At 64.8% G+C, this 20,426-nt stretch carries 17 protein-coding genes and 1 riboswitch; of the genes, 14 read left to right on the forward strand and 3 right to left on the reverse strand.

What is annotated here, in order from left to right; all coding sequences use genetic code 11:
• Nucleotides 1–232: 232 nt before the first annotated feature.
• The 10 genes from FJ443_RS06395 (at nucleotide 233) to FJ443_RS06440 (ending at nucleotide 13,215) form a co-directional block, all read left to right on the forward strand.
• On the forward strand, nucleotides 233–1,255 hold the full coding sequence (locus FJ443_RS06395; protein WP_140520883.1) for an ABC transporter substrate-binding protein: 1,023 nt from the start codon (nucleotides 233–235) through the stop codon (nucleotides 1,253–1,255).
• A gap of 74 nt (nucleotides 1,256–1,329) precedes the next feature.
• Nucleotides 1,330–3,813, forward strand: coding sequence for an ATP-binding cassette domain-containing protein (locus FJ443_RS06400; protein WP_140663143.1), 2,484 nt, complete (start codon nucleotides 1,330–1,332; stop codon nucleotides 3,811–3,813).
• On the forward strand, nucleotides 3,810–4,874 hold the full coding sequence (locus FJ443_RS06405) for an ABC transporter permease (protein WP_140663145.1): 1,065 nt from the start codon (nucleotides 3,810–3,812) through the stop codon (nucleotides 4,872–4,874). Before FJ443_RS06400 ends, FJ443_RS06405 begins: the two co-directional genes overlap by 4 nt.
• 95 nt (nucleotides 4,875–4,969) lie before the next feature.
• A complete protein-coding gene (locus FJ443_RS06410; protein WP_140663148.1) occupies nucleotides 4,970–5,797 on the forward strand; it encodes a phosphogluconate dehydrogenase C-terminal domain-containing protein in 828 nt (275 codons plus the stop codon).
• A 275-nt stretch (nucleotides 5,798–6,072) separates the two neighbouring features.
• Nucleotides 6,073–7,014, forward strand: a complete 942-nt coding sequence (locus FJ443_RS06415; RefSeq protein WP_140497809.1) for a D-ribose ABC transporter substrate-binding protein — start codon at nucleotides 6,073–6,075, stop codon at nucleotides 7,012–7,014.
• 76 nt (nucleotides 7,015–7,090) lie between these two features.
• Nucleotides 7,091–7,735: a DUF2291 family protein gene (locus FJ443_RS06420; protein WP_140663150.1), complete on the forward strand. Its 645-nt coding sequence runs from the start codon at nucleotides 7,091–7,093 to the stop codon at nucleotides 7,733–7,735.
• On the forward strand, nucleotides 7,732–9,279 hold the full coding sequence (locus tag FJ443_RS06425; RefSeq protein ID WP_140663152.1) for a sugar ABC transporter ATP-binding protein: 1,548 nt from the start codon (nucleotides 7,732–7,734) through the stop codon (nucleotides 9,277–9,279). The genes FJ443_RS06420 and FJ443_RS06425 overlap by 4 nt, the downstream gene beginning before the upstream one ends.
• On the forward strand, nucleotides 9,279–10,343 hold the full coding sequence (locus tag FJ443_RS06430) for an ABC transporter permease (RefSeq protein WP_140497803.1): 1,065 nt from the start codon (nucleotides 9,279–9,281) through the stop codon (nucleotides 10,341–10,343). The genes FJ443_RS06425 and FJ443_RS06430 overlap by 1 nt, the downstream gene beginning before the upstream one ends.
• Nucleotides 10,344–10,345: 2 nt before the next feature.
• A complete protein-coding gene (locus FJ443_RS06435; RefSeq protein ID WP_140663154.1) occupies nucleotides 10,346–11,380 on the forward strand; it encodes a Gfo/Idh/MocA family oxidoreductase in 1,035 nt (344 codons plus the stop codon).
• The gene (locus tag FJ443_RS06440; RefSeq protein WP_140663156.1) at nucleotides 11,377–13,215 is read left to right on the forward strand and encodes a hypothetical protein; all 1,839 of its coding nucleotides are present in this window, start codon (nucleotides 11,377–11,379) and stop codon (nucleotides 13,213–13,215) included. The genes FJ443_RS06435 and FJ443_RS06440 overlap by 4 nt, the downstream gene beginning before the upstream one ends.
• 2 nt (nucleotides 13,216–13,217) lie before the next feature.
• On the opposite strand, the gene FJ443_RS06445 is transcribed toward FJ443_RS06440, so the two are convergent.
• Entirely contained in the window at nucleotides 13,218–13,931 is a 714-nt protein-coding gene (locus FJ443_RS06445; protein ID WP_140514647.1) for a transcriptional regulator NanR, read from the reverse strand.
• Nucleotides 13,932–14,213: 282 nt separating this feature from the next.
• Between FJ443_RS06445 and oiaX the strand changes: the two genes are divergently transcribed.
• Both oiaX and FJ443_RS06455 read left to right on the forward strand, forming a co-directional pair.
• Nucleotides 14,214–15,464: a 3-oxo-isoapionate-4-phosphate decarboxylase OiaX gene (gene oiaX / locus FJ443_RS06450; protein WP_140663158.1), complete on the forward strand. Its 1,251-nt coding sequence runs from the start codon at nucleotides 14,214–14,216 to the stop codon at nucleotides 15,462–15,464.
• Nucleotides 15,465–15,472: 8 nt separating this feature from the next.
• The gene (locus tag FJ443_RS06455; RefSeq protein ID WP_140663160.1) at nucleotides 15,473–16,795 is read left to right on the forward strand and encodes a four-carbon acid sugar kinase family protein; all 1,323 of its coding nucleotides are present in this window, start codon (nucleotides 15,473–15,475) and stop codon (nucleotides 16,793–16,795) included.
• On the opposite strand, the gene FJ443_RS06460 is transcribed toward FJ443_RS06455, so the two are convergent.
• Together FJ443_RS06460 and FJ443_RS06465 are read right to left on the reverse strand one after the other, a co-directional pair.
• Nucleotides 16,792–17,610 carry a class I SAM-dependent methyltransferase gene (locus FJ443_RS06460; RefSeq protein WP_140663162.1) on the reverse strand — a complete coding sequence of 273 codons (819 nt, stop codon included), beginning with the start codon at nucleotides 17,608–17,610 and terminating at the stop codon, nucleotides 16,792–16,794. The two genes, FJ443_RS06455 and FJ443_RS06460, sit on opposite strands and share 4 nt — an antisense overlap.
• Nucleotides 17,611–17,758: 148 nt before the next feature.
• Nucleotides 17,759–18,298, reverse strand: a complete 540-nt coding sequence (locus FJ443_RS06465) for an Lrp/AsnC family transcriptional regulator (protein WP_140497789.1) — start codon at nucleotides 18,296–18,298, stop codon at nucleotides 17,759–17,761.
• Between the two features lie 49 nt (nucleotides 18,299–18,347).
• Between FJ443_RS06465 and FJ443_RS06470 the strand changes: the two genes are divergently transcribed.
• On the forward strand, nucleotides 18,348–19,538 hold the full coding sequence (locus FJ443_RS06470) for an MFS transporter (RefSeq protein WP_140559308.1): 1,191 nt from the start codon (nucleotides 18,348–18,350) through the stop codon (nucleotides 19,536–19,538).
• 59 nt (nucleotides 19,539–19,597) lie between these two features.
• A riboswitch (FMN riboswitch) is annotated at nucleotides 19,598–19,800 on the forward strand.
• Between the two features lie 76 nt (nucleotides 19,801–19,876).
• Nucleotides 19,877–20,350 carry a 6,7-dimethyl-8-ribityllumazine synthase gene (locus FJ443_RS06475; protein WP_140497787.1) on the forward strand — a complete coding sequence of 158 codons (474 nt, stop codon included), beginning with the start codon at nucleotides 19,877–19,879 and terminating at the stop codon, nucleotides 20,348–20,350.
• Nucleotides 20,351–20,426 lie beyond the last annotated feature (76 nt).

The raw sequence follows: 20,426 nt of genomic DNA on the forward strand, positions 1-20,426 counted from the left end.
CAGTTGCTGGAGCAGGCCGGCTCCGTTTGGCCAAGGAAAGAACGAAGCTGACGGCCGAGCTTCGTCTCGTCCTTAAATCGAAGGAGGTTTCGGCAATCGAGGTTCCGGTGCCCGCTTGCCTATTTGGTATGCTGGTATAACATGTAGCTGGTATGGCGTCTTTCGGAGGACGTCATAACGGAATGGCAGAAGGCCGACGTATCGGCCGGTGTTTTTTTGGGAGGAAAATATCATGAAGTTTTCAACCGTGGCGGCGCTTGCCGGCGCCGCGCTGGTCAGCGTCTCGGCTGTGCCGGCAATGGCGTCACCGGATGCGCCGGTGATCGCGCTCGCCAACGCCTATTACGGCAACACCTGGCGGCACCAGATGGTGGAGGCTTTCGAAGCCTCGGCCAAGGAAGCCAAGGCGGCCGGTCAGATTGCCGACTACATCGTCATGAACGGCGACGGCTCGGTGGCGCAGCAGAACAGCCAGATCGCCGAACTGATCCTCAAGAAGGTCGACGTGCTCGCCGTCGATGCCGCCTCGGAAACCGCGGTCAACGGGATCATCGAAAAAGCCTGCAAGGCCGGCATCATCGTCGTTTCGTTCGATTCGGTCGCCTCGGCGCCCTGCAACTACCAGCTCAACTTCGACTTCAAGGGCTACAAGGCAGCCCAGGCCGAGGCCGTCTTCAAGATGATCGGCGGCAAGGGCAACGTCATCCAGGTGCGCGGCGTCAAGGGGTCGGCGCCCGACAACGACATGTTCAACGCGCAGCAGTCGGTGCTGGCCAAATATCCCGATATCAAGGTTGTCGCCACGGTCTATGGCCAGGCGACCGCGTCGGTCGCACAGGCGGCCATCGCCAACGTGCTGCCCTCCCTGCCGCATGTCGACGCCGTGCTCGCACAAGGCGGCAGCGACGATGTCGGCATCGCCCAGGCGTTCGTCCAGTATGGCGGCGACTATGCCGGCAAGATGCCGATCATCGAAGGCGGCGGCGGCACCGACTTCGTCAAATGGTGGGCCGAGGAGAACGCCAAGAACGGCTACCAGACGGTCTCGATGAACACCACGCCCGGGATTGGCGGCGCCGCGTTCTGGCTCGGCCTGTCGCTGCTCAAGGGCGCCAAGGCACCCAAGATGATGATCATGCCGGTGGCTACCGTCGATGCCGGCAACCTCAAGGAATATGCAAAGCTGCCGGGCGGCCAGATCATCAGCCCCAGCTATTCGCTCGACTGGGTCAAGCAGAACCTGCTGAGCAAGTAAGGTTGGCAATGCCAGGGACCGGGCGCCGCGGAACGGCCGCGCCCGGTCCCTGCCCGTGAAGAAACGGAGGACGAATGTCCCATCTCGCCGTAGCCGCCCCGGAAGGCGCAGCCGCCGCGGTGCTCGCCGATCCGGCCCGGCAGAGCGTTGTTTCGCTTTCCGGGATCACCAAGAGCTTCGGACCGACGCTGGCGAATGCAGAGATCGACCTCGCCGTCTCCGCCGGCGAGATCATCGGGCTGGTCGGCGGCAACGGCGCCGGCAAATCGACGCTGATGCGCATCCTGTGCGGGGCGATGTGGCCGACCCTGGGCTCGATTTCGTTTGCCGGCCAGAATATCGGCTTCGCCGGCTACGACACGGCGGAGGCACAGCGCCGCGGCATCCGCATGGTGCACCAGGAATTGTCGCTGTGCGCCAACCTCTCGGTGGCCGAAAACTTCTTCCTGGAAATTCCGGCGGATGCCGCCAACCGGCCGGGCTGGCGGGCACTCTACAGGGCGCGCGCCCGCTCGGCGCTGGACGCCGTCTTCCCCGTAAACGGCATCGATGTGAATGCCGAAGTCGGCCACCTCTCCATCGCCGAACGGCAAATGGTCGAGATTGCGCGCGCCGCCGCGACACCTGGCGTCAAGCTGATCGTTCTTGACGAGCCGACCTCCTCGCTCGATCTCGATCGCTCGAGACAGTTGCGGGCCTTCATCCGGGAGCGGGCCAAATCCGGCCTCGCCTTCATCTTCATCAGCCACAAGCTTCAGGAAATCATCGACATCGCCACCCAGGTGGTCGTGCTGCGCAATGGACGCACCGCCTGGCGCGGCGATGTGGCCGATACGTCGATCGGCAGGCTGGTGCAGCTCATGGGGGGCGACGCCAACTCGATCCACCAGCATGGTACCGCCACCACCGGCAGCCGCGAAGCGCTGGTGCGATTGTCCGGGTTCCTGACGGCCGAACTCGGCCGCGACATCGAGATCGGCCGCGGTGAAATCATCGGATTGGCAGGCCTCGAAGGCAGCGGCCAGAAGGAGTTGCTGCACGCAATCTTCAAGCCCGATTCCGGAACGGATGCGGCCGTCGCCAGGAACGGTGAAGCCGGTTTCATCGCGGGCGACCGCCAGAAGGAAGGCGTGTTCCCCTTGTGGAGCGTGCTTGGGAACATCAGCATCGGCGCCCTGGCACGCCGCCCGGCGCTGGGCCTGGTCTCGGACCGCGCCAACCGCGCGGCAGCGGCGGATGCCGCCGGCCGGCTGCGGCTCGACGAAACCCGCTTCGGATCCAACATATTGGAGCTCAGCGGCGGCAACCAGCAGAAGGCGCTCGTCGCCCGGGCGCTCGTCGCCGACACGCCGATCGTCCTGCTCGACGACCCGACACGCGGCGTCGACATCGCCACCAAGCAGGACTTCTACCGCCTCTGCAACGACATTGCGCGAGGCGGGCGCACGCTCATCTGGCACACGACCGAAGATGCCGAACTCCTGGCCTGCGACCGCGTGCTGGTGTTTTCAGGCGGCTGCATCGTCAAGGAACTGGCCGGCGAGGCGATCACGGAATCAGCCGTCGTTGGAGCGTCCTTTGCCCAGCAGACGGACAAAGCCGCCAGTGCGGGGCGCAGCGGCGCTGCCGGCGCCGGGCTTGCCCGCAGGCTGGTGAATGCTGCCCCCTTCATCGGCCTCGCCGCCGTGCTGGCGGTGATGATCTCGGCCAATCCGGCGGTCGCCTCCATTTTCGGGCTCGACCTCTTGCTGATGCCGGCGCTGTCGCTGGTACTGGTGACCGCGGCGCAGATGTTCATCGTCGGCGGCAGCGAGATCGACCTCGGCGTCGGCGCGTTCGCGGGGCTCGTCAGCGTGCTCAGCGCCACGCTGCTCTACGACCAGCCGTGGCTCGGCGCGCTGGCGCTGGCTGCGGCGATCGCCGCCTATGCCGGCCTCGGCGGCCTGATCCAGGCGCGCAAGATCCCGGCCATCGTCGTCACGCTGGGCGCGTCCTTCATCTGGGTCGGGATAGGCTATGCGCTGCAGCCGACGCCGGGCGGCGCCAGCCCCGAATGGCTGTCGGCAATGTTCAACTGGTCGCTCGGCTTCGTGCCAACCTCGATCATCCTCATCGCCGCGGTGGCAATCGTGGTGTTCGTGATCGACCGGCTGCCGCTCGGCGTGGTGCTGCGCGGTTTCGGCAACAATCCGACCGCGATGATCCGTTCCGGCTGGTCGCCGACGCGCTACGCGCTGGTGCGCTACCTCGTCGCCGGGCTGTTCGCCGCCGCCGCCGGCCTGTCGCTGACGGCGATCAATACGGCGAGCGACATCAATTCCGGCAATTCATTCACCCTGCTCAGCGTCGCCGCCGTGGTGATGGGCGGCTGTTCGCTGTTGGGCGGCGTCATCTCGCCGGTCGGCGCCGTCGCCGGCGCGGTCACGCTGGCGTTGATCGGCGCCCTGCTCGGCACGCTGAGCGTGAGCAGCGACTTCAATGCGGCGACGCAGGGATTGATCCTCATCGCCCTGCTGACCTTGCGCAGCCTGACCGCGGACCGCAGGAGCGAACAATGAACGCGCTTGCCGCCTTCAGCCCTTGGGCGCAGAAAAACCGCTGGATCTGGTCGGCGATCGGGGTGCTGCTGCTCTGGCTGGTGCTGTCCATCGTCACCAACCGCTTCAGCCTCTCCAGCCTGTCGGGCATCGTTCTGTCGGCCTCGTTCCTAACGGTCGTCGGCATCGGCCAGATGTTCGTCGTCACCACCGGGCGCGGCAATATCGACCTTTCCGTGGCCTCGGTGATCACGCTCAGCGCCTTCGTGGCGCTGCTGACCATCAAGGGCCAGGACGCCAACCTCGCCGTCGGCGTCGGCGCCGCGATCCTGCTCGGCCTTGCGGTCGGCGCTCTCAACGCGCTGCTCGTCGTCGGGCTGAACATACCGGCCATCATCGCCACGCTGGCGACGGGCTATGTGCTGGCAACCGCAACGCTGCTGTCGAACCGCGCGATATCGGGCTTCGCCGTCAGTCCGCTGTTGAAGACGCTGGCGACGGGCCGTGTCGCGGGCGTGCCGATCATGGCAGTCATCGCCATCCTGGGCGTCGCCGCAACGTCGTTCGTGCTACGCTATACCGTTTACGGACAACTGCTCTCGGCAGTCGGCCAGAACCGCGCGGCGGCGCGACTAGCAGCGATCCGCAACAACCGGGTCATCGCCTCGGCCTTCATCATCTCCTCGGTGCTGGCCTCGCTCAACGGGCTGCTGCTGGGTGCCTATATCGGCGGCGCCTTTCTTGAAATGGGCCAGCCCTATCTCCTGCAATCCATCGCCGCGGTGGTGCTGGGCGGGACGCTGATCTTCGGCGGCTCCGCGACGGCGCTCGGCACATTGTTCGCCAGCATCCTTTTGATCCTCATCGTCACGACCATGCAGATCATCGGCCTGCCGCCCGGCGCGCAGGACATCGTCCAGGGCATCGTGGTCATTTTCGTTCTGGCGCTGGCCGGCCGGCAGGTGCTGTCGCGGCGCGCCGCCGTCGACCCCGCCGCCCTCGACCCCGCCGCCCTCGAGAGCGCAGCCGGCGACGGCACGGCGAAACCTAAGGCGGGCGCTGCGGCAATCAGGCCGCAGTGACAATGATTTCTCTTGCCAAGATGGTAGAGTGATCATACCAGTATATAAGGTGACGATTGGCGAGACCATCGTTCAATATTTAGGAGCAAGGCTAGATGACGACGATCGCGCTGTTCGGTGCCGGCGGCAAAATGGGTTACCGCCTTTCGACCAATTTCCGCGGCTCGCCCTATACGATCCGCCATGTCGAGGTCAGCGAGGCCGGGCGCGAGCGGCTGAAGACCGGGCTGGGCTTCGATACGGTCGGTGCCGACGAGGCGCTGGAAGGCGCCGAGGTGGTGATCCTGGCGGTTCCGGACACCCATATCGGCAAGGTCGCGGCAAGCATCGAAAGCAAGCTTGCGCCGGGCACGATGGTGATCGTTCTCGATGCCGCGGCGCCGTTTGCCGGCCATTTGCCTGATCGTCCCGACCTGACCTACTTCGTCACCCACCCCTGCCATCCGCCGATCTTCAACGACGAAACCGACATGGCGGCCAAGAAAGATTATTTCGGCGGCGTCAAGGCCAAGCAGCACATGGTCAGCGCACTGATGCAGGGACCGGAAGCGGACTACGCCAAGGGCGAGGCCATCGCCAAGATCATCTGGGCGCCGGTGATGCGCTCGCACCGCGTTTCCGTCGAGCAGATGGCGCTGCTCGAGCCCGGCCTTTCTGAGACCGTGTGCGCCTCGCTGCTGGTGGTCATGAAGGAAGCTGTCGACGAGGTCGTGGCGCGCGGCGTCGACCAGCAGGCGGCCCTCGATTTCCTGCTCGGCCACATGAATGTGCTCGGCGCCGTAATCTTCGGCGAAACCAAAGGCGTGTTCTCCGACGCCTGCAACAAGGCCATCGAATTCGGCAAGCCGGTGCTGATGCGCGACGACTGGAAGCGGGTCTTCGAACCGGAAGAGATCGCAGCCAGCATCCAGCGGATTACCTGAGCGGGCCGCCGCTTAGATACAGATCACCTGAATTAGTGGTTGACTCATTATACCAGTTAGCTTTAGCTGTTCCCGGACTCGGATCGGTCATGCTTCGTTGGAAGTTTGAAGTTGATGCGAGTGAGGACGGCGGGAGCGGAGCGAGGAGCAGTTCGGATGACAGCCGGCGATCGGCTCTGAAATCCGGGCGGCGCGCTGCCGGCCCTGCCTGACGAACTCAATCGTAGATAGAGGCCTCGAAACGATCGAGGCATGGGTTTCAACGGGAGGACTTCATGAAACTGACACGCAGAATGACGCTTGCCGCCTTCGCAGGCGTGCTGGCACTCGGCACGGCGATGCCCGCCTACGCGGCGGATCTCATCGCCATCATCACCCCATCGCACGACAATCCGTTCTTCAAGGCGGAAGCCGTCGGCGCCGAAGCCAAGGCCAAGGAATTGGGCTACGAGGCGCTGGTGCTGGTCCATGACGACGACGCCAACAAGCAGTCCGAGCTGATCGACACCGCGATCGGCCGCGGCGCAAAGGCGATCATCCTCGACAATGCCGGCGCCGACGCCACCGTCGCCGCCGTACAGAAGGCCAAGGACGCCGGCGTCCCCTCCTTCCTCATCGACCGCGAGATCAACGCCACCGGCGTCGCGGTGGCTCAGATCGTCTCCAACAACTACCAGGGCGCCCAGCTCGGCGCGCAGGAATTCGTCAAGCTGATGGGCGAGAAGGGTAATTTCGTGGAGCTGGTCGGCAAGGAATCCGACACCAATGCCGGCATCCGCTCCAAGGGCTATCACGACGTCATCGACGACTATCCGGACCTGAAGATGGTCGCGCAGCAATCGGCCAATTGGAGCCAGACCGAGGCCTATTCCAAGATGGAATCGATCCTGCAGGCCAATCCTGACATCAAGGGCGTCATCTCCGGCAACGACACGATGGCGATGGGCGCCTATGCGGCGCTTGCCGCGGCCGGCCGCAAGGACGTCATCGTCGTTGGCTTCGACGGATCGAACGACGTGCGCGATTCCATCACCTCGGGCGGCATCAAGGCGACGGTGCTGCAGCCGGCCTATGCCCAGGCGCAGATGGCGGTCGAACAGGCCAACGACTTCATCAAGAACAAGAAGTCGCCCGAGAAGGAAAAGCAGCTGATGGACTGCGTGCTCATCAATGGCGACAATGCCGCCAAGCTGGAAACCTTCGCGCTCAAGAACTGAGCCGGCGCAACGCGAACAGCGGGGGGCGAACCGAGGTTCGTCCCTCGCTCCTTTTCACCAGGATGCCTCGACCGCCATGCAGAAAAAGCCGAGTTGGCCGATCCTTGCCCTGACCGCCGGCATCGCGCTCAGCGCCTGCAAGATCCTTCCGACGCCATCGGCGCAAGGCGACGGCAATGCCTCCGCCTTCAACCCTGACAAGATGGTCGAGGACATCTGGGCGGCGAAAGTCATTCCCTATCTGCAGCAGAAGGCTGGACCGTTCGCCGAGGTCCATGCGCTGGCGAAGACCGATCCGGCCGCGGCCGGCGCCAAATACGGCAATCCGAAGAAGCAGGCGAATTCGCCATGGACGTTCGCCGTGCGCGTCGAGGGCAAGATCGTCGCGGCAAACACGCAGTCGCGCGCGGCCACCATCGATGTCGACGCCGACGGTGACGGCAAGGCGGACGCGCGCGTCCAGATTGGGCCGGCGATGCGCGGCACGGCACTGCGCGACAGCCTCGACTTCGTCCAGTTCAACGACTTCACCAACCAGATCGACTTCGCCCAGTTCGGCAAGGCTTTCAATGCCCATGCCGCCAAGACGGTGCTCTCCAAGCTGCGGCGCGAGGCGCTGGAAGGCCGCACCGCCAAGGTGCTCGGCGCCTATACGATCGAAGGCGGCCAGGACCTGCCGCTGGTGACGCCGGCGGAGGCCGAGATCGGGCCGAAGCCATGAGCCAGGCGAATGGCCATGACGTCATCCTCAAGCTGGAGGATGTCTCGAAAGTCTATGCCGGCACGGTCGCGGTCAAGCAGGCGAATTTCGAAGTGCGCAAGGGCGCGGTCAACGTGCTGGTCGGGGAAAACGGCGCCGGCAAGTCGACGCTGATGAAGATCATCGCCGGCGTCGAGCAGCCGACCGTAGGGCGCATCCTGCTCGAAGGCGAAGAGGTCTCTTTCTCGTCGTCGGGAGATGCGGTCGACCGCGGCATCGGCATGGTGTTCCAGGAGCTGAACCTGTTCGGCAACCTTTCGGTCGCCGAGAATATCTTCGCCACGCGCGAGATCACCAACCGCTTCCGCAAGATCGACCGCAAGGAACAGGAGCGCCGGGCCGGTGAATTCCTGGAGCGGCTGGAAGCCGGCATCCGGCCCGACATGCTGGTCGAGGATCTGCGCATCGGCCAGCAGCAACTGGTCGAGATCGCCAAGGCGGTTTCGCTCGACGCCAAGATCCTCATCATGGACGAGCCGACCTCGGCGCTGAGCGCCGCCGAAGTCGAGATCCTGTTCAAGGTGATCGCCGACCTCAAGGCGCGCGGCGTCGCCATCGTCTACATCTCCCACCGGCTGGAGGAACTGATCCGCATCGGCGACTACATCACCGTGCTGCGCGACGGCCGCATCACCGGCCAGGAGCAGATAAAAAACGTCGATACGCAGTGGATCGTGCGGCAGATGATCGGCTCGGACGCCAAGGACTTCGCCAAGGCCGACGGCCATGTGCCGGGCGCGGAAATCTTCCGCGCCGAGGAGATCTGCCTGCCACGCGTCACCGGCGGGCTGGCGGTCGACCACGTCTCGCTGTCGCTGCGCGCCGGCGAGATTCTCGGCATATACGGGCTGATGGGTGCGGGGCGCAGCGAGCTGTTCGACTGCATCATGGGCCGTCACGGCCATGCCAGCGGCAGGATCTTCATCGCCGGAAAGCAGGTGAAGGAGCGCGACACGACGCGCCGCATCCAGCGAGGGCTGGCCTTGATCCCAGAGGACCGCCAGCGCGAGGGCCTGGTGTCGATCCTGTCGGTCGCCAGCAACCTGACGATGGCGAGCCTGTCGCGCTTCGTGCGCCTGTTTCACATCCGCGGCGGTGCCGAGCGGCAGGCCGTGATGCAGATGGTGCGGGAACTCGCAATCAAGGTCGCCGACCCGGCGCAGGAGGTCTCGTCGCTGTCGGGCGGCAACCAACAGAAGGTGGTGATCGGCAAGGCGCTGCTCACCGGACCGAAAGTGCTTCTGATGGACGAGCCCAGCCGCGGCATCGATGTCGGCGCCAAGGCCGATGTCTTCCGCACCATGCGCAAGCTTTCGCGCGACGGGCTGGGCATCCTGTTCGCCACCTCGGACCTCGACGAGGTGATGGCGCTGTCCCACCGCATCGCGGTGATGAGCAATGGCAGATTGACCGGCATATTCGACCGCGCCGAAGCGACGGAGGCGGCGATCGTCGCCGCGTCGGCGCTGGGCCACGGACCGGCCGCACATGGGGAGCAACGCTGATGACTGACATTCCGGCCAAGGCTGCCGCTTCCTCCGCCTCCAGCGGCTCGGCGCTGCTGACGCTGATGAAGCTCAGAACCTTCATTGCGCTGATCGCCGTGCTGGTGTTCTTCTCGATCGCGGCGCCGAACTTCCTGTCGGCCGCCAATCTGATCCTGATGGCCAAGCACGTGGCGCTCAATGCCTTTCTCGCCATGGGCATGACCTTCGTCATCATCACCGGCGGCATCGACCTTTCGGTTGGCTCGATCGTCGGCCTGTGCGGCATGGTGGCCGGCTACCTCGTGCTCAACGGCATCGACCTGCAGATCGGCTACACCATCTATTTCAATGTCGTCGAGATCGCCTTGATCACGCTCGCGGTCGGCATGCTGATCGGCGCCGTCAACGGGCTGCTGATCACCAGGCTCAACGTCGCGCCCTTCATCGCCACGCTCGGCGTGCTCTATGTGGCGCGCGGCTTCGCGCTGCTTTCCTCCGACGGCCGCACTTTCCCCAATCTCGTCGGCAAGCCGGAACTCGGCACCACCGGCTTCGGCTTCCTGGGTGCCGGCCGGCTGCTCGGCCTGCCGGTCTCGATCTGGATCCTGATCGTGGTGGCGCTGGGGGCGGCCTATCTCGCCCGCTACACGCCGCTTGGCCGCCACATCTTCGCCGTCGGCGGCAATGAGCGCGCCGCGCGCATCTCGGGCGTGCGCGTCAACATGGTCAAGATGTTCGTCTACATGTTCTCCGGCTTCTGCGCGGCAATCGTCGGGCTGATCATCTCGTCGGAGCTGATGGCCTCGCATCCGGCGACGGGCGAGAGCTTTGAGCTCAACGCCATCGCCGCGGCGGTGCTTGGCGGCACTTCGATGTCGGGCGGCCGCGGCACGATCGGCGGCACCATCGTCGGCGCCTTCGTCATCGGCATCCTTTCGGACGGGCTGGTGATGATGGGCGTGAGCTCGTTCTGGCAGATGGTGATCAAGGGCCTCGTCATCATCGTCGCCGTCGTCGTCGACCAGGCGCAGCGCCGGCTGCAGCAGCGCGTTACCCTGATGCAGATGGCAAAGGCGGGCTGAGCATGGCGGGGTTGCGTGGAGCGCTGATCGGTTGCGGCTTCTTCGCCGTCAACCAGATGCATGCCTGGCGCGACATAGAGGGCGCCTCGATCGTCGCCATCTGCGACCGCGATCCGGAGCGGTTGCGGATCGTCGGCGACCAGTTCGGCGTGGCGCGGCGCTACACCGATGCGGCGGAACTTTTCACCGCCGAGACGCTCGACTTCGTCGACATCGCCACCACTGTCGGCAGCCATCGACCGCTGGTCGAGATGGCGGCCGCGCATGGTGTTCCCGTCATCTGCCAGAAGCCGTTCGCGCCGACGCTTGGCGATGCCAAGGCGATGGTCGCGGCCTGCGCCAAGGCCGGCGTGCCGCTTATGGTGCATGAGAACTTCCGCTGGCAGTCGCCGATCCAGGCGGTGCGCGCCCTGCTCGACAAGGGCGAGATCGGCACGCCGTTCTTCGGCCGCATCTCCTTCCGCTCCGGCTATGACGTGTTTTCCGGCCAGCCCTATCTGGCGACCGGAAAACGCTTCATCATCGAGGACCTCGGCATCCACATCCTCGACATCGCCCGCTTCCTGCTCGGCGACGTCACGAGCCTGACCGCGCGGACCACACGCATCAACCCCGCGATCGCCGGCGAGGATGTGGCGACGATGCTCATGGATCATGCCGGCGGCGCCACGTCGGTTGTCGATTGCAGCTATGCGACCAAGCTTGCCACCGAGCCGTTCCCGGAAACACTTATCGAGCTCGACGGCGTCGACGGCACGATCCGGCTGGCGCAGGGCTACCGGCTGACCGTCACCGGCAAGAGCGGAACCAGAGTGAGCGATGTCTCGCCGCCGCTCCTGCCCTGGGCCTCGCGGCCATGGCACAACATCCAGGAAAGCGTGCTGGCCATCCAGCGGCACTGGGTCGACTGCCTTGTCGGCGGCAAGGAGCCGGCGACCTCGGGCGCCGACAATCTGAAGACATTCGCCCTGGTCGAGGCCGCCTATGCGGGTGCTGCGAGCCGCGAACCGGTGCAGATCGAAGCCTTGCTGCAATGACGGCCGACGTGTTCGATCTTTACGGCACACGGGCGGCCGAAGCGGCACCGATCCTGCTGCAGGCGGGCGCGCTGAGTGCCGAGCTGGTCAATGGCAATCTGCGCACAATCCGGCATGCCGGCACCGAAGTGCTGCGCGCCATCGCCTATATCGTACGCGACCGCGACTGGGGCACTTATGAGCCGGAGCTGACGGACCTGACCATCGACCAGAAGGTCGACCGTTTCTCGGTAAGCTATGAGGCGAATTGCACCGGCCCGGGCGGCAGCAGCCTGCGCTTCCACGCGACGATCGAAGGCTCCGCCGACGGCAGGCTGGTCTTCGATGTGGCCGCACTGCCGGAGAGCGATTTCGAGACCAACCGCTGCGGCTTCTGCATCCTGCATCCGATCGCCGGCCTCGCCGGCAGCCCGGTGACGGTGGAGCACACCGATGGCAGGGTGGTGGACACGGAACTGCCTGATCTGATCGACCCATGGCAGCCCTTCAAGGACCTGCGTGCCATCACCCATGCAGTGCGTCCCGGCGTCAGCGCCGAATGCAGGATGGAAGGCGATACTTTCGAAATGGAGGACCAGCGCAACTGGTCGGACGCCTCCTACAAGACCTATGTGCGGCCGCTGGCCTTGCCGTGGCCCTATGTGCTGCCGGCCGGCGAACCGCTGCGCCAGACGGTGAGCCTGCGCCTCACCGGCAGCGCCGGGATGCCCGCCGCGACCGCGAGTGCCGAACCGGTCCGCATCGAACTCGGCGAGACCGGGCCGAGGCTGCCCGATGTCGGCGTGATCGTCTATCCCGAGGACGTCGAGGCAACGCTGGCCGAACTGCCGATGCTCGCAAGGCTCGGTCCGCAGCAACTCCTGTTCCACTTCGATCCGACGCGCGGCCACGGCCTGGACGCGCTGCGCGCCCATGCCCGGCTCGCCGCGGCGCATCCCGCCTCGACCACGCTCGAATGCGTGGTGGCCTGCACGGGCGACCTCGATGCCGAATTCTCCGATGTCGCCGATATGGTGCGCCGGGTCGGCCTGCGGCTCGATGCGGTTGCCGTCTCGCCTTCGGTCGACCGCCAGTCGACGCCGCCGGGCAGCGCCTGGCCGGCATGCCCGCCGCTGGAAGAAATCTATGCCGCGGCGCGGCGCGCCTTTCCCGGGATCCGCCTCGGCGGCGGCATGTTCAGCTATTTCACCGAGCTCAACCGTAAGCGCGTGCCCGCCGACCAACTCGATTTCGTCACGCACTGCACCTGTCCGATCGTTCACGCCGCCGACGATCTCAGCGTCATGCAATCGCTGGAGGCGCTGCCCTTCATCACCCGGTCGACCCGGGCGATCTTCGGCGACAAGCCTTACCGGATCGGCCCGTCGACCATTGCCATGCGACAGAACCCCTATGGCGGCGCGACCAAGGACAATTTTGCCGGCCAACGCATTGCCATGGCGAACCGTGATCCCCGCCATGCCGCGCAGTTTGCCGCCGCCTGGACCATTGGCTATGCCGCGCGCGTCGCGCCGGCCGGGCTGGAGATGCTGACACTGTCCAGCATCACCGGACCATTCGGCGTGCTGGCCGCATCCGGCGAACCTGTCGCCGAGGGATCGCCGCGGCCGATTTTCCGGGCCGTCCAAGGGCTTTGCGAACTGGCTGGGCTCGCGCATGTTGCCGCGAAAACAAGCGACGAGACGCGTGTTGCGGCGCTGGCCGGTCGCGCCGCCTCGGGCGACATTGCCGTCTGGCTGGCGAACCTGACGGCGAACGACGTCCCGGTTGATGTTTCGGCACTGGGTCAGGGCCATCTTACGATGTCGCCCTACGCCATTGTCCGGGTTGGCTAGAGCTACTTATCGGAATTCATCACATAGAGCGCACGCGAGCGTTCGAGATGCTTGATCATCGCCTTTTCGGCGCCGTCGGCATCACGGTGCTCAATGCGGTCGATGATCTCCTCATGCTCGGTAAGCGTGTATTGTTCCTTGCCGGTCCAGATCAGCATCTCGGTGTGGTATTCCTTCAGCCAGCCGAGCGTGGCTTCGCTGACGGCGACATAGATCGGATTGCCCGATATCGCCGATATCTGGGTGTGGAACTTCATGTCGGCGGAGATGAAGGCTTCGGAATCACCGCGCGCGGCGCGCTGCTCGGCCACCGTTGCCCTGAGCCGCTGCACATCCTCGGCGGTCGCCTTTTCCGCGGCTTCCCTGACCATGCCGCGCTCGAAGAAGATGCGCGCCGTCTTCAGGTGCTCCAGCGTGTCCCTGGATGAAGACAGGATGATCTTGGCCGCGCCGTCGACCTGCTTGATGATCGATTTGGCGGTTAGTTGCAGCACCTTGGCGCGCTCGCCATGCGAGATGGCGACCAGTCCCATATTGCTCAGCGCCTGCATGGCCTCGCGGATCGCCGGCCGGCCGACCTCGAAGCGCTCCATCAACTCGCGTTCGGACGGCATGTCGTCGCCCGGCTGCAGCTCGCCGCTGGTGATCAGCCGCTTCAGCCTTGCAAAGACTTCGTCGGAAAGTTTGCGCCGGACGATCGGCTCCGAACGGTTCATCGTGACGAATCACTCCCTGGCCCGGTTCCTGTTTAGCATTCCAGGCAGGATTACCGGAATGCCTGCGCCTGGAGCGGTCCCGCGATTTCATGCAATCGCCAAGCCGCGCCAGCTGTTTGTTCCAGGCATTCCGAACGAAAAACGCCGCTCATTTCCCGGAATTGCCGAAGCCGGCCCTCTTGCCGAAGTCGGGATATTGCTTGCAATACTTAGGTACTCATTATACCAGATTTCCTGCGCGACAAAACTTTTTTCGAACCCTTTTCGAGCGGCCGACAGACCATGATCACGCTTACCTATCGCATCGAAACCTCTGGCAGCATCGAAGCGCTGGCGGCCAAGATCGCGAGCGACCAGTCGACCGGCACCTTCGTCCCACTGCCCGGCGAGACCGAGGAATTAAAGGCGCGTGTGGCGGCTCGTGTGCTGGCGATCAGTCCCCTGCCCGATGCCGAGCAGCCGTCGCTTCCCGGATCCGGGAACGGCCCCTTCCGGCGCGCCGATGTCGATATCGGCTTCCCGTTCGACGCCATCGGCACCGACCTGTCGGCGCTGATGACGATCGCCATCAGCGGCACCTATTCGATCAGGGGCCTGTCCGGTATCCGGGTCATCGACATGAAGCTGCCGGAACAATACCGGGGCGCCCATCCCGGCCCGCAATTCGGCGTTGCCGGCAGCCGCAGGCTGACCGGGGTCGAGGGCCGTCCCATCATCGGCACCATCGTCAAGCCGGCGCTTGGCCTCAGGCCGCACGAGACAGCCGCGATGGTGGGCGAACTGATCGAAGCCGGCGTCGATTTCATCAAGGACGACGAGAAGCTGATGAGCCCGGCCTATTCGCCGCTCGCTGAGCGGGTGAAGGCGATCATGCCGCTGATCCGTGACCACGAGCAAAAGACCGGCAAGAAAGTAATGTACGCCTTCGGAATCTCGCATGCCGATCCCGACGAGATGATGCGCAACCACGATCTGGTGCTCGAAGCCGGCGGCAATTGCGCGGTCGTCAACATCAACTCCATCGGATTCGGCGGCATGGCTTTCCTCAGGAAGCGCTCCGGGCTGGCGCTGCATGCGCACCGCAATGGCTGGGACATTCTCACCCGCCATCCCGGCCTCGGCATGGATTTCAAGGTATGGCAGCAATTCTGGCGGCTGCTCGGCGTCGACCAGTTCCAGATCAACGGTATCGGCTCGAAATACTGGGAGCCGGACGATTCTTTCATCCGCTCTTTCGAAGCGGTGACCACGCCGCTGTTTTCATCATACGATTGCGCGCTGCCCGTGGCCTGCTCCGGCCAATGGGGCGGCCAGGCGCCCGAGACCTATGAGCGCACCGGCCGCACGGTCGATCTCCTTTATCTCTGCGGCGGCGGCATCGTCAGCCATCCGGACGGGCCCGGCGCCGGCGTGCGCGCGGTGCTGCAAGCGTGGCAGGCCGCAGTCAAGGGCATTGCTCTCGACGAGTTCGCGCGTGACCATGCCGAGCTGGCACGCTCGATCGAGAAATTCAGCGATGGCAAGGCGGCCTGAGCGAAGCCATGCAGAACCTGCTCCTGAGCTACTATGGCGACGACCTCACCGGCTCGACGGATGTCATGGAGGCGCTCGAGCTCGGCGGCGTGCCGACGGTGCTGTTCATGCGTCGGCCCGACGAGCGCCTGCTGGCGCGATTTGCCGATTGCCGGGCCGTTGGACTGGCCGGCACCAGCCGAAGCGAAACGCCGCGATGGATGGAGGAAAATCTGGCGCCGGCCTTCGAATGGCTGAAAGGCCTCGAAGCGGCGGTCTGCCATTACAAGATCTGTTCGACCTTCGATTCCAGTCCGACGGTCGGCAATATCGGCCGCGCCATCGAGATCGGCCGGCGCATCTTCGGCCAGAGCAGCGTGCCTATGGTCGTCGGCGCGCCGCAGCTCAAGCGCTACACGGCCTTCGGCAATCTTTTCGCGGCGTTCCGCGGCGAGTATTTCCGCATCGACAGGCATCCGGTGATGAGCAGGCATCCGGTGACGCCGATGAACGAAGCAGACCTGCTCGTGCATCTCTCGCGCCAGACCAGTCTCAGCTCCGGCCTTGTCGACCTGGCTGCATTGCAGACCGACGATCTCGCGCAAACGGTCGACCAGGCCGTGCAAAACAGGGCGGTCATCCTGTTTGATGTCGAAAGCCGCCAGACACAGAGACGCGTCGGCGAACAGATCTGGCGCATCCATGACCAAGGCCATGGCTTCGTCGTCGGATCCTCGGGCGTCGAATATGCCTTGCTTGCCGAATGGGCCGGCAAAGGCATTGCCTCCGGGCAGGCGTCGTTCGCGCCGCCGGGACCGGTAGACCGCCTCGCGGTGGTCTCGGGCAGCGTGTCGCCGACCACCGAAAAGCAGATCCGCCACGCCCTTGCCCACGGTTTCGACGGCCTCGAGATGGATGCCATGCAACTGGTCACGGAGGGCGCCAAGGAGGCAATCGAGCGCGCCGTCGCGAGCGGATTGGCAAGCCTGGCTGCGGGGCGCAGCGTCATCCTCTACACCGCGCTTGGCCCACAGGCCGACCGTGGCGCCGAGATCGACCGGATCGAAGGTGCGCGAAACACGCTCGGGCGAGCGCTGGGAACAATCCTGCGCCGGTTAATCGTGGAACAGAAACTCAAGCGCGCGGTGATCGCCGGTGGCGACACCTCCAGTCACGCGCTCGGACAATTGGCCATCGACGCGCTGACCGTGCGCATGCCGTTGCCGCAATCGCCGGGATCACCGCTCTGTGTCGCCCATGGCGGCGGTGCGATCGATGGACTCGAAATCGCGCTCAAGGGCGGCCAGGTCGGCACCGACGCCTATTTCGAGACGATCCGGTTGGGAAGCTAAGCCGTTGCCATGATGACGTGAGCCTGAATTTTGGCGGCCACCGCGCCGCTGCCATGTCTGTCTGCAATCGCGGATGCGGCGTAGTCGGTCGCGGCTTGCAGCTTCCCGGCCTCCCGGGCCTCGATTTCGGTGCGAAGCACAGTTCCCTGGCAATAAGCGACGGCGGGAAGGCGCGGCGAGGATGCACGGCTTTGTTCGGCTCTCGTCTCGATCATTACACCGGAGAACCCAGCATCCTCCAGCTCGTGACGGATCACTGCCTTGTCGTGGTAGCCATGGGGTGTGCGTGCCAGAAAGCGCGGCGGATCGTCGGGGAAGATCCTTGCGAGAGCATTCGTCACATCATCGGCAAAGACGTTCTCCTCGATGCAATCCCATACGCTGAACAGGAAATGTCCGCCCGGCCTCAGGACACGCCTGGCTTCGCGGTAGGCAGATGGCCGGTCGGGAAAGAACATCGCACCGAACTGACAGCAGACGAGGTCGAAGGCCGCATCTTCAAACGGCAGCGCCAAGGCGTCCGCCCGACGCCATGTGATGCGACCGTCGGGAGGTTGTCGCGAAGCGGCGTAGTCGAGCATCGGCTGGTTGAGGTCGGTTACGGTATAGCTTGCGCCGGGAGACAATTTCGGCGCCAATGCTCGGGTAACGACCCCGGTGCCGGCGGCCGTCTCCAAAACCGCGGCGGGCGACAGGGACGCTGCTCGCGCTACAAGATCCGCAGCGAACGGCTCGAAAATCAACGGCACCATATAGCGGTCGTAGTTTTCCGGTATGGAGCCAGCGAATACCTTGTCCGTTTCCAGCGTTGCCATCACCCGCCCTCTGCCTAGAGGCTCGGGAGATTAGCATATCATTGCTTGTTTTGCGCCGTTTTCGGCGGAGGCGGCGAGTCCAGCTCCAAATCAAAGAGATAAAGCATGACGTCGTCCGAAAACCGCTTCGCGCTTATGGCATCAGGCCTTAGTACAGGGGCTCGGCCATGTGCCTGGGCGCCGGCCACTGCGTCGTGACGCCGGGCTGAACCGGCCGCTCGAGATAGGTCGACAGCACCACGTAGCTGCGCGTCGAGGTGACGCCGGGTGTCTCGTAGAGGCGCGACAGCAGGCCTTCGAGCGCCCGCGTGTCCTCCGTGCGGACCTTCAGCAGCATGCAGGTGTCGCCGGCAACCGTGTGGATCTCCTCGACCTCCGGATATTGCGAAACCGCCATCAGCTCCGGCGTCTTGCCCCAGCCCTTGGTGTCGATATGCACGAATGCCAGCAGCGGCTTCTTGACCGCCTTGGGGTCGATGATGGCAGCCGTGCCGCGAATGGCGCCGCTGCGCCGAAGGCGCTTGACGCGCTCATGCGCGGCGGGCGGCGAGAGGCCGACACGATCGCCAAGCTCAGCATAGCTGACCGTGGCGTCGTCGACGAGAACGCCTAATATCTTTCTGTCGATCGCGTCGAGATCGCGGGGCGCCGGCCTGTTCTGCGGAATGCCATTTGTTTCTTCGTCCATAGTGGAAATTCCCGATTGTAGCCGAATAAAATACGGCCATTATGAATATATGTCGAACAGCGATCAAGCAGCAACCCTGGGTGCGAATGCCCGGCCGCCCATCCCGGCGCTGGCCTATCTCTTGACCGGATGCATCGCCGTCATCGGCTCGAACTCCCTGGTGCTGGGTCCGATTGCTCCCGCCGTGGCCGTGTCGTTCGCGACCAGCGTGCCTGTCGTCATGATGGCGGCCGCCGCGTTCGGCCTCGGCACCTCGGCGAGCGCCTTGTTCCTGGCGCGCTACATCGACCGGGTCGGCGCGCGCCGGATCCTTCAGGCGGCCTTGCTGCTGCTGGCGTTGGCGCTTGTCGCAAGCGCTGCGGCGCCGACGGTGACGGCGCTGGTCGCCGCGCAGCTTCTCGCCGGCGTCGCCGCCGGCGTCGCCATGCCGGCAATCTATGCCAGCTCCGCGGCGATTGCCCCACCTGGACGGGAAAGCGGGACGATCGGCGTTGTGCTGACCGGATGGACGCTGAGCATGGTGGCCGGCGTTTCGCTGTCGGCGGTGCTTGCCGATCTCGTGCACTGGCGGGCCGTCTTCGCCGCCGTGGCGCTGCTGGCGGCGCTGGCGCTTGGCAGCCTTACCGCGTCGTCACTCCCGGATGTCAGAAAGGCCGGCCCGGCGCCGGCGCCGCTCGAGGCGCTCGGCATTCCCGGCATCGTGCCGCTTCTGATCGCCTGCGGCGCCTTCATGACCGCCTTCTATGGTGTCTATGGCTATCTTGGCGACCATCTGCACAGCGGGCTGGGTCAGCCGGTCAGCGCCAACGGCCTGGCCGCACTCGCCTATGGCGCCGGGTTCGGCACGGCGGCGCTCTTCGACGGCATCATCGATCGCCTGGGGGCTCGCCGCGTCATGCCCTTCGCTTACCTGCTCGTCGCCATCGTCTATGTCGCGATCGCCGCGACAAGCAACAGCTATGGCATGATGCTCGCCATGGTGGCGGCTTGGGGTCTCGCCAATCACTTCGGTCTGAACGTGCTGGTGATGCGTCTGTCGGCGCTCGATCCGTCACGGCGCGGCACGATCATGGGCCTGAACAGCGCGGTGACATATCTGGCGGTCTTTGTCGGCACCACCGGCTTCGGGCCGCTATATTCGGATTTCGGCTTTGCCGCATCGGCAATGGTGGCGGCGTTGCTGATGCTGGTCGCGGCTTCGGCCGCCGCCTGGCGCACGCGCCAGCCACACAGGACGTGATGGGCCACCAGCCCGCGCGCGGTTGACAGCGGCGCCCCTGCCCTTCCATACAAAGCCGTTAATGTTCTCAGGGCGGGGTGAAAGTCCCCACCGGCGGTAAGGACTCCTAATTGCGCATGATTTCTTTCCGAAAACCGGTCCGGTTTTCGGGGTCATGCGCGGGACCCAAGCCCGCGAGCGCTTTCCGGCAAAACCGGAAGGGTCAGCAGATCCGGTGTGATTCCGGAGCCGACGGTTACAGTCCGGATGGAAGAGAACGAAACGGAAGACGGACCGCCCCGGCGGCCGGTTTTCGTATCGTGCGTCCTGATTCTGGTTCGAAACGGAAGGATGGACCCATGAATCAGCATTCCCACAAAGACTATGAAACGACCCGCGTTGCCGTTGTCAGGGCGCGCTGGCACGCGGATATCGTCGACCAGTGTGTCGCTGCCTTCGAGGCGGAGCTTGCTGCACTGGGCGACGGCCGCTTTGCCGTCGAAATCTTCGACGTGCCCGGCGCCTACGAGATCCCGCTGCACGCCAAGACATTGGCCGAGACGGGTCGCTACGCCGCGATCCTCGGCGCTGCCTTCGTCGTCAATGGCGGCATCTACCGGCACGAATTCGTCGCCGGCGCGGTCATCGACGGCATGATGAATGTGCAGTTGACGACCGGCGTGCCGGTGCTTTCGGCGGTACTGACGCCGCACAATTACCACGACAGCTCCGAGCACCACCGCTTCTTCCTCGAGCACTTCCAGGTAAAGGGCAAGGAAGCGGCCGGCGCATGCCTCCAGATTCTGGCGGCGCGAAGGCACATCGCCGCCTGAAACAGCCGAGAGCGGGGTGGAAATCGCGGTAACAGCCTGTAGTATCTCGGGAAAATGCCGAGTTCGGGAGGATGCC

It is taken from the genome of Mesorhizobium sp. B2-6-1 (assembly GCF_006440475.1).
GTDB lineage: Bacteria > Pseudomonadota > Alphaproteobacteria > Rhizobiales > Rhizobiaceae > Mesorhizobium.

Bases quoted from the DNA above. Each gene is read 5' to 3' on its own strand.
- FJ443_RS06400 (WP_140663143.1), top strand. From the start codon at position 1,330: ATGTCCCATCTCGCCGTAGCCGCCCCGGAAGGCGCAGCCGCCGCGGTG.
- FJ443_RS06470 (WP_140559308.1), top strand. From the start codon at position 18,348: ATGTCGAACAGCGATCAAGCAGCAACCCTGGGTGCGAATGCCCGGCCG.
- FJ443_RS06395 (WP_140520883.1), top strand. From the start codon at position 233: ATGAAGTTTTCAACCGTGGCGGCGCTTGCCGGCGCCGCGCTGGTCAGC.
- FJ443_RS06465 (WP_140497789.1), bottom strand. From the start codon at position 18,298: ATGGACGAAGAAACAAATGGCATTCCGCAGAACAGGCCGGCGCCCCGC.
- oiaX (WP_140663158.1), top strand. From the start codon at position 14,214: ATGATCACGCTTACCTATCGCATCGAAACCTCTGGCAGCATCGAAGCG.
- FJ443_RS06455 (WP_140663160.1), top strand. From the start codon at position 15,473: ATGCAGAACCTGCTCCTGAGCTACTATGGCGACGACCTCACCGGCTCG.
- FJ443_RS06430 (WP_140497803.1), top strand. From the start codon at position 9,279: ATGACTGACATTCCGGCCAAGGCTGCCGCTTCCTCCGCCTCCAGCGGC.
- FJ443_RS06440 (WP_140663156.1), top strand. From the start codon at position 11,377: ATGACGGCCGACGTGTTCGATCTTTACGGCACACGGGCGGCCGAAGCG.
- FJ443_RS06460 (WP_140663162.1), bottom strand. From the start codon at position 17,610: ATGGCAACGCTGGAAACGGACAAGGTATTCGCTGGCTCCATACCGGAA.
- FJ443_RS06405 (WP_140663145.1), top strand. From the start codon at position 3,810: ATGAACGCGCTTGCCGCCTTCAGCCCTTGGGCGCAGAAAAACCGCTGG.
- FJ443_RS06475 (WP_140497787.1), top strand. From the start codon at position 19,877: ATGAATCAGCATTCCCACAAAGACTATGAAACGACCCGCGTTGCCGTT.
- FJ443_RS06415 (WP_140497809.1), top strand. From the start codon at position 6,073: ATGAAACTGACACGCAGAATGACGCTTGCCGCCTTCGCAGGCGTGCTG.
- FJ443_RS06435 (WP_140663154.1), top strand. From the start codon at position 10,346: ATGGCGGGGTTGCGTGGAGCGCTGATCGGTTGCGGCTTCTTCGCCGTC.
- FJ443_RS06445 (WP_140514647.1), bottom strand. From the start codon at position 13,931: ATGAACCGTTCGGAGCCGATCGTCCGGCGCAAACTTTCCGACGAAGTC.
- FJ443_RS06410 (WP_140663148.1), top strand. From the start codon at position 4,970: ATGACGACGATCGCGCTGTTCGGTGCCGGCGGCAAAATGGGTTACCGC.
- FJ443_RS06425 (WP_140663152.1), top strand. From the start codon at position 7,732: ATGAGCCAGGCGAATGGCCATGACGTCATCCTCAAGCTGGAGGATGTC.
- FJ443_RS06420 (WP_140663150.1), top strand. From the start codon at position 7,091: ATGCAGAAAAAGCCGAGTTGGCCGATCCTTGCCCTGACCGCCGGCATC.